The sequence below is a fragment of the Actinoplanes sp. NPDC026623 genome (assembly GCF_040638275.1).
In the GTDB taxonomy this organism is placed as follows: Bacteria; Actinomycetota; Actinomycetes; order Mycobacteriales; family Micromonosporaceae; genus Actinoplanes.
Map to the genome: position 1 here is coordinate 1 of NZ_JBEZXZ010000298.1, position 7,494 is coordinate 7,494.

The 7,494-nt window shown below is 70.7% G+C and carries 11 protein-coding genes; 7 read left to right on the forward strand and 4 right to left on the reverse strand.

The genetic code is table 11. The features are described from left to right. On the reverse strand, window positions 1-230 hold a 230-nt coding region (locus AB0F10_RS42675), incomplete at its 3' end, for an alpha/beta fold hydrolase (protein ID WP_360639487.1). 82 nt (window positions 231-312) lie between these two features. Between AB0F10_RS42675 and AB0F10_RS42680 the strand changes: the two genes are divergently transcribed. From AB0F10_RS42680 to AB0F10_RS42695, 4 genes are all read left to right on the forward strand, one after another. Next, entirely contained in the window at window positions 313-747 is a 435-nt protein-coding gene (locus tag AB0F10_RS42680; protein ID WP_360639490.1) for an organic hydroperoxide resistance protein, read from the forward strand. Between the two features lie 79 nt (window positions 748-826). Then, window positions 827-1,249 carry a DUF4440 domain-containing protein gene (locus tag AB0F10_RS42685; RefSeq protein WP_360639493.1) on the forward strand — a complete coding sequence of 141 codons (423 nt, stop codon included), beginning with the start codon at window positions 827-829 and terminating at the stop codon, window positions 1,247-1,249. 78 nt (window positions 1,250-1,327) lie between these two features. Beyond that, the gene (locus tag AB0F10_RS42690; RefSeq protein WP_360639496.1) at window positions 1,328-1,687 is read left to right on the forward strand and encodes a DUF4419 domain-containing protein; all 360 of its coding nucleotides are present in this window, start codon (window positions 1,328-1,330) and stop codon (window positions 1,685-1,687) included. A gap of 41 nt (window positions 1,688-1,728) precedes the next feature. Next, a complete protein-coding gene (locus AB0F10_RS42695) occupies window positions 1,729-2,403 on the forward strand; it encodes a hypothetical protein (RefSeq protein WP_360639499.1) in 675 nt (224 codons plus the stop codon). Here the strand turns inward: AB0F10_RS42695 and AB0F10_RS42700 are convergent. Next, the gene (locus AB0F10_RS42700; protein WP_360639502.1) at window positions 2,393-2,929 is read right to left on the reverse strand and encodes an alpha/beta hydrolase; all 537 of its coding nucleotides are present in this window, start codon (window positions 2,927-2,929) and stop codon (window positions 2,393-2,395) included. The genes AB0F10_RS42695 and AB0F10_RS42700 overlap by 11 nt on opposite strands. Window positions 2,930-2,955: 26 nt before the next feature. Beyond that, complete coding sequence (locus tag AB0F10_RS42705; protein WP_360639505.1) at window positions 2,956-3,597, reverse strand: TetR/AcrR family transcriptional regulator; 642 nt, start codon at window positions 3,595-3,597, stop codon at window positions 2,956-2,958. Window positions 3,598-3,760: 163 nt separating this feature from the next. Here AB0F10_RS42705 and AB0F10_RS42710 point away from each other — a divergent pair, with 163 nt between their 5' ends. Genes AB0F10_RS42710 through AB0F10_RS42720 form a run of 3 tightly spaced genes read left to right on the forward strand, consistent with a single transcriptional unit; the run spans window position 3,761 to window position 7,166 of the window. Further along, complete coding sequence (locus AB0F10_RS42710) at window positions 3,761-5,110, forward strand: MFS transporter (protein WP_360639508.1); 1,350 nt, start codon at window positions 3,761-3,763, stop codon at window positions 5,108-5,110. A gap of 5 nt (window positions 5,111-5,115) precedes the next feature. Then, a complete protein-coding gene (locus AB0F10_RS42715) occupies window positions 5,116-5,955 on the forward strand; it encodes an SGNH/GDSL hydrolase family protein (protein ID WP_360639511.1) in 840 nt (279 codons plus the stop codon). Then, a complete protein-coding gene (locus AB0F10_RS42720) occupies window positions 5,949-7,166 on the forward strand; it encodes a serine hydrolase domain-containing protein (RefSeq protein WP_360639514.1) in 1,218 nt (405 codons plus the stop codon). Before AB0F10_RS42715 ends, AB0F10_RS42720 begins: the two co-directional genes overlap by 7 nt. Before the next feature lies 1 nt (window position 7,167). Here the strand turns inward: AB0F10_RS42720 and AB0F10_RS42725 are convergent, their stop codons facing one another. Then, entirely contained in the window at window positions 7,168-7,365 is a 198-nt protein-coding gene (locus AB0F10_RS42725) for a hypothetical protein (RefSeq protein ID WP_360639517.1), read from the reverse strand. Window positions 7,366-7,494 lie beyond the last annotated feature (129 nt).

Consider the following 7,494-nt stretch of genomic DNA (forward strand, 5'->3'; position numbering starts at 1 on the left):
GCCTGCCGGACCACCAGGCCCGCGTAGCTGTGCCCGACCAGCACCACGTCGCCGTCGGTGCCGTCGAGCGCGGCCGCGACCTGCCGGGCGTGGTCGCGCAGCCCGGTGCCCGGGTCGGGGCACAACCCGGGCGCGATGACGCGGTCGCCGGCTCGGCGCAGCAGCGCGGCGACGCGGTCCCAGGCCCACGGTCCGTGCCAGGCGCCGTGCACGAGAACGAACGTGGTCATGGCGGACCCCCGAATCCTTGGTTGACTTCTTGTTTCTGAAGCCTATAGTTCAAAAATAGGAAGCACAACGAGGAGGGGCATCGTGACATCAGCGCTCTACACGACCCGGGCGATCGTCACCGGCGGAAGGGAGGACGGGCACGGACGCGTCACTGACGGGACGCTGGAGGTCGCGCTGCGCCAGCCCAAGGAGCTGGGCGGCGACGGCGACGGCGTCAACCCCGAGCAGCTCTTCGCCGTCGGCTACGCCGCGTGCTTCGCGTCCTCGGTGCGCCTCGTCGGCAGGCGCAAGCGGCTCCCGGCCGACGACGTGGCGATCGAGTCCCGGGTTTCGCTGCTGCCCGCCGCGGACGGGGCGCTGCGCCTGGCCGTCGCCCTCGACGTCAGGCTGCCCTCGATCGGCGATCCCGAACAGGCCACGGGGCTGGTCGCGATCGCACACCAGGTCTGCCCCTACTCCAACGCCACCCGGGGCAACATCGAGGTGGACCTCACGGTCAACGACAGGCGGCTCTGAGGCCGGCCCGGACGGCGGTAGCCCGCGTTATGCGTCAATCCGCGCGGCACCCGGACGAAGCCGCGTTACCGTTGCCCGCGTGATCGGTGACGACGAGGCGGATCGTGCGGCCGTTGCGGACCTGGTGCGGACGTTCTTCGCGGCCTTCGTGTCGGGCGCGGACTCCGCCGCCCGGCTCGACGATCTTCGGGAGGCCTTCCTCCCCCGGGCGGTGATCACCCGCACCTGCGGCGCGGAACCCGCCGTGTACGACGTCGAGGCGTTCATCGAACCCCGGCGGGAGCTGCTGTCCAGCGGCCGGCTGACCGGCTTCCGGGAGTGGGAGGTGTCGGGGCGCACCGACCTGTTCGGCGACATCGCCCAGCATTTCTGCCGCTACGCCAAGTCCGGCGCCCAGGACGGGACGCCCTTCACCGGCGGGGGAATGAAGAGCCTTCAGTTCGTCCGGACACCCGCGGGCTGGCGGATCAGCGCCGTGGCGTGGGACGACGACCGGGCCTGAAGATCAGGATGTGCCAGGGCGGCGCCGCCGATGGTGCGCCTGCCGGACAGCACGACTTCGGCGGCTACCTTGGTCGATGTGGCGAGATTTGCGGTCGACGATGTCGTTCCTGTGGTCGAGGCATTGCCCACGCGGGCCCTTGGTGAGCTGTTCGCGGACGCGCTGGCGATCGGCGGTGACCCGGTGTTGCCGGTGCTCACGCCGGACGGGGTGCATCCGCTGCTGAGCGCGGTCGGGCGGGCGTTCGCCGAGCACCGCCCGCTCGTGCTGACCCCGGACGCGGTGTGGCTGACCATCGCCCAGGGCGTCGCGCAGCACGTGCGGCTGAACGCCGAGCAGTTGCGGCCCCGGCTGGTGTCGCATGCCGGCCGCAAGCGGCTGGAGGTGGTCCACGACGGGTGCGCAGCGATTCGGTACCCGCCACGCTCTCGCGGGTGATCGTCCGGGTCAACGACCAGGTCGAGCGGGACAACCGCACGGTGGCCCTGCACGGCGGGCTGGTCGGCGTCGCCCAGGACCCGGACGGCGCGCTGCGGCCGGTCGCCGGCTGGTATCTGGGCCCGGCGGAGCCACACATCGACGACGTGGTCGACCGGATCGTTCGCGACCATCACACGACCGCGCCGACGGAGAGGCGGCTGTTCTACGCATCCAGCGACCTCGCCGCCCTCTACCGTCGCATCGGATCGGCAACCCTGTTCGGCGGCGCGTGGCGGCTGCTGCCCGTGGCCGAGCACGGCATCCTGTACCGCGGCGCAGGCCCGCGCTCGATCCTGACCGTCATCGACCTGGCCGACGGCCGCCGCATCGGCGCGGCCCTGGATGACGCCACCCAGTCCATGCACTGGCTCGTCTGCCGCGTCGAGGAAGGCGCCGAGGAAGGCGGCGGCGACATCAGCCACCTGCAGACTGGTCGACTCGATCAGATCGACGGACACGACCGCACGCCCATTGCGTACACAATGGAGCCACTGCGCCGGCCGGAACTGCCGCCGTTGTCCCACCTCGGTATCGACGAGCAGATCACCCTCGTCCGGCGGGCCAAGGATGACGCCATCAACCGGCAGGACCACGAACACGTCGCGGACCTCCGCGCCCAGGAGAAGGACCTCATCGTCAAGGCCGGACAAGCCCGGCCGGGACTCAGGGAATGAGCCTGTCGAGGAGTTCGAAGCTCGGGTACGGCTGGTCGTAGTCGCCGAAGTGGCCGTCGTCGCGGATGATCTGCGTGCCGCCGAGCCGCTCGAACATCGTCCGGCCCTGCTCGGCGTCGCAGCCGTACGGGTCCTTGCGGGAGTTGATGAAGTACAGGTCCCGCGCGTGCGCCTTGATCGCCGCCCAGTCGTAGGTCTCCTGCAGGACCGGTTCGTCGCCGGCGTTCGGCCGGGTGCAGTAGCCGGCGACGAGCACGGCCTGGGCCACGGTCACGTCGATGTGCTGCAGGATCGCGAGCAGCAGCGCTGCGCCGCCCGAGTGGCCGACCAGCACGGTGTGCTCGTCGAAGCGGTGGCCGGCCAGCACCTTCGGCAGGAACGTGGCGATCGGCTCCACGTTGACGTCGGGGTAGTGCGGCCTCTCGACCGTGTATCCCCGGTCGGCGAGCTGCCGGCCGAGCCACGGATACCAGGCGACCTCCGGGTTGCCGCCCGTTCCGTGGAAGATGATGGCGTTGCGCTGCACGGCGCCGTCCTTTCCCCGTGACGACCTCACCTGACGGCGATGCCCCCGATGAGCAGATCGACGATGCGGCAGGCGAGGTCGTGCAGTTCGTCGGCCGGCTGGTCCGGGTTCGGGTGGTACCAGAGATCGACGGCGTTGAGGTTACTGAGCAGGGTCCTCGTTGCCAACGGCACGTCCACCTTGCGCAGGGAACCGTCCTCGACGCCCTCCGCCACGACGACGCGGAACATCTGCTCGTAGTCGCGCCGAAGCTGGTTGAGGACCGCGAGGGCGTCGCGCTGACGCGGCTTCAACGCGGTCGACATCTCGCCGCGCACCGCCTGGTGCACGACGTGGTGATAGGCGAAGTCCTCCATGAGGTTGAGCTCGTGGGCGATCGACATGGCGATCAGCCGCTCCCGCCCGTTGCCCTGGCCCTTGGTGTGTGGTTCCACCCGCTCGCGGACGCGGTGCATGCTCTCCTCGTAGACCGTGAGGAAGATGTCGAACTTCGACCGGAAGTGGTAGTAGACGAGGCCCTTGGTGGCTCCCACGTCGCGGGCGATCTCATCGATGGTGGCGTTGGCGAACCCGCTGGCCATGAACGCCTCCGCCGCGGCATCCAGGACGCGGCGCCGCGCGTCGGGTGTTGCCTCCGGGCTCAGGCGCACCGGCTCCTCCTCGCTCACCGGGCCATCGTCTCACGTCACCGGCTGTGAGCATTGACACAGCTCCATCGGTCTATCTAGCATCATACTCGGTAGTATCCCTGGTGAAACGGTCTTTGCAAGGCGCTCGCCGTGCCGGGCCGGCACTCGGGACCGTCTGGAACCGCCGATCCGGAGGCATCCGATGACGAACGCGAAAGACCTCCTACACGCAGTCGCCACCAGGAAGGCCATGACCCGGTTGCTGCCGGTGCTGGGCATCGCCTACTTCATGGCCTACATCGACCGGGTAAACGTCGCCCTGGCGAAGACCTCCCTGGAGGCCGACGTCGGCATCAGCGCGGCCGCGTACGGGCTCGGGGCGGGGCTGTTCTTCGTGAGTTACGCCCTGCTCGAGGTGCCGAGCAACCTGATCCTCTACCGCGTCGGTCCCCGTGTGTGGATCACACGGATCATGGTGACCTGGGGCGCGATCTCCGCCGCCATGATGTTCGTCGGCAACGAACTGTCGTTCTACCTGCTTCGGCTGCTGCTCGGCGCCGCCGAGGCCGGCCTCTTCCCGGCCATGATGTTCATGGTCACGCTGTGGTTCTCGCAGCAGCACCGGGTGACGATGGTGGGCCTCATCTACGTCGCGCCCTGCGTGGCGATCGCCGTCGGCTCGCCGATGGGCGGCGGCCTGATGAAGCTGGACGGCGTGGCCGGCCTGCACGGATGGCAGTGGATGTTCCTGGTCGAGGGGCTCGCCACGGTCGTCCTCGGCCTCGTGGTCTGGCTGGCCCTGCCCAACAGGCCAGCCGACGCCAGATGGCTGACCGAACAGGAGGCCGCCGAACTCACCGCGGAGGCCGGGCGCCACCACCCGCACCCACCGACCAGCCTGCGCGGCAACCTGCGCCAGGCGTTCGGCCACCCGACGGTGCTGGTCCTCGCCGCCATCTACTTCATCAACCAGACCATCAGCTCGGGCATCGGCTTCAACTTCCCGTCCCTCATCCAGTCGCTCGGCATCGAGGACCCCTTCCTCATCGGCCTCGTCGCCGGAATCGGCGGCATCACCGCGCTCGCCGGGGTGCTGTTCTTCCCGTGGTGCAAGCGCCGCTTCGGCCACGAGGTCGTGCTCATCGGCGTCTGCGCCGGCGCCGGGCTGGTCATCCTGCTGAGCTTCCTCGCCTTCGCGAACCCGGTGGTACGCATCAGCCTGATCGCCGCCTCCAGCTTCTTCGCGCTCGGTACGCTGCCGCTGTTCTGGTCGCTCGCCATGTCGCGGATGTCGGGCGTGGTCGCGGCCGCGGGCCTCGCGTTCATCAACACGGTGGGCATCACCGGCGGTTTCGTCGGCCCGTACGTGTACGGCATCGTCGAGGACGCCACCGGCAGCGTCCTCTCGCCGTACTACGTCATCACCGTCGCCTCCGTCGTGGGCCTCCTGCTGGTTCCGGTGCTCGGGCGATCGATCAGGCGCGACGAGACCCGCGAGCATCCTGCGGTCGCGGCGGACCGGGCCGCCATGACGGTCGAGGCCGGATCATGAGGTCGATGACGACGATCGTGATCGTGGCCCTGTCCGGCATCGTGTTCGCCGGATCGCCCGCCACCGCCCGCGAGCCGCTGCGGTACGTGGCACTGGGCGACTCGTCCGTCGCCGGCCCCGGGATTCCGAACGAGATCGACGCCACCTGCCTGCGCTCCGACCACGACTGGCCGCACGTGCTGGCCGGACGCCTGGGCGCCGCGCTCACCGACGTGTCCTGCTCGGGGGCGACGATGACGCACCTCACGGGCCGGCAGTTCGAGACGGTTCCGCCGCAGTTCGACGCGCTGCGCCCCGGCACCGGCCTGGTCACGCTCGCGATCGGCGCCAACGACATCAAGACGTACGAGGCGTTCGTCCAGTGCGCGCACGTGAGCCCGGAACCGCAGGGGGCGACGTGCCGCGAGCGCTTCACCGTCGGCGGTGCCGACCGGTTCGCCGCCCGGGTCCAGGCGCTCGCGGGAACGACGGCCTCCTCACTCGCCGAGATCCACCGCCGGTCGCCGCGCGCCCACGTGGTCGTGACCGGCTACCTGACCTACTGGCGGCCGGGCGGATGCTATCCGGGCGACCCGTACTTTCCGGGCGACGCGGACTACATCCGGTCCAGGATGGACCTGCTGGTGACGATGCTGGCCCGGGTGTCAGCCGCGAACCGCGCGACCTACGTCGACCTCCGCGGCCCCAGCGCCGGTCACGGCCTGTGTGAGGCGCCCGCCCGGCGCTGGGTCGAGGGCGCCGTCCCCGTCTCCCCGGCGTACGCCTATCACCCGAACGCGCAGGGCATGGCCGCGGTGGCCGCGATCATGGACAACGCCGTTCGGAAGGCGCGCGGGACTTGGTAGACCTGGACCCTCGGCGGCTCGCCCGGATCGACGATCACCTCGCGCGCTACGTCGACGACGGCCGGCTCGCCGGATGGCAGCTCGCGATCGGCCGGCGCGGGCAACCGGCCCACCTCGCGGCCTACGGTCACCGCGACCGCGAGGCGGGCCTGCCGGTCGCCGGGGACACGCTGTGGCGCATCTTCTCGATGACCAAGCCGATCGCGTCGGTGGCCGCCATGACGCTCTGGGAGGAGGGGGCGTTCGAGCTCACCGATCCGGTCAGCCGGTGGATCCCGTCGTTCGCGGACGCGCGGGTGTACGCGGGAGGACCCGTCGACGACCCCGTCACGACGCCGGCGGTCGAGCCGGTGCGGGTGTGGCACCTGCTCGCACACACCTCCGGCCTGACCGCGGGCTTCCTGCACACCACGGTGGCCGACGCGCTGTACCGGCGCGCCGGCTACGACCTCGGGCACCCCGAGGGCGCCACCCTCGCGTCCATGTGTGACGACCTCGCCCGGCTGCCGCTGCTGTTCCAGCCGGGTACGGGGTGGGGATACGGCGCCTCCACCGACGTGCTGGGACGGCTCGTCGAGATCTGGAGCGGCAGCCGCCTGGACGCCGCGATCGCCGAGCGGGTGACCGGGCCGCTCGGCATGCGCGACACGGTCTGGCACGCCGACGACGGGCGCGCCGACCGGCTGGCCGCGCTGTACGCCCCCGATCCGATCACGGGCGCGGCCGTACGGATGGATGCGATGGGTGAGCGTGCCCGGCACCGGCCGCAGGTGCTGTCGGCGGGCGGGGGCCTGCTCTCGACGGTCCCCGACTACGCGCGCTTCACCCGGATGCTGGCCGGCGACGGCCTGCTCGACGGCGTCCGGATCCTCGCGCCGCGAACGCTGCGGCTGATGCGGACCAACCGCCTGGGCGGCGACGTGCGGAGCCTGTCCACCGGCGGGTTCGCCGACTCCGTCCCCGCCGGCGTCGGGTTCGGCCTCGGTTTCGCGGTGATGGTGGACCCGGCGCTGACGCACTCGGTGTCCAGCGTCGGCGAGTACTACTGGGGCGGGGTCGCGGGCACGGTGTTCTGGGTGGATCCGGCGGAGGAGCTGAGCGTGGTGTTCATGACGCAGCTGTTGCCGCTGCGCGGGCCGGAGCTCGTGCCGTCCGACGCGCCCCCGATCCGCTCGCAGCTGCGCCAACTGGTCTACAGCGCCCTCGTGTGAGTCACCGGCCGGCGTCGGCGAGAAGGGCGGCGAGCAGGGCCTGTGCGGTCCCTCGTACGGTCTCGGCGGCGTCCTCGCGGGTCCGGCCGGCGACGTCGACCAGCCAGATCAGGGTCGGAGCCGTCGCCCGCACCGGCGCCGGCGACGGCACCACTCGGACCCAGCTGACGAACCCGGCCGCGGCCAGGCCGCTCCGCATCGGCGCTTCGCGGCGTTCCGGGTGATGGTCGGCGCTAGTGTCCTGAGTCTTTAAATCGTTGTCAGTGGGTACGGTGGTTGCATGCCATTGCCGACAGCAGTGCCGATCGTGCTCACTGATGACGAACGT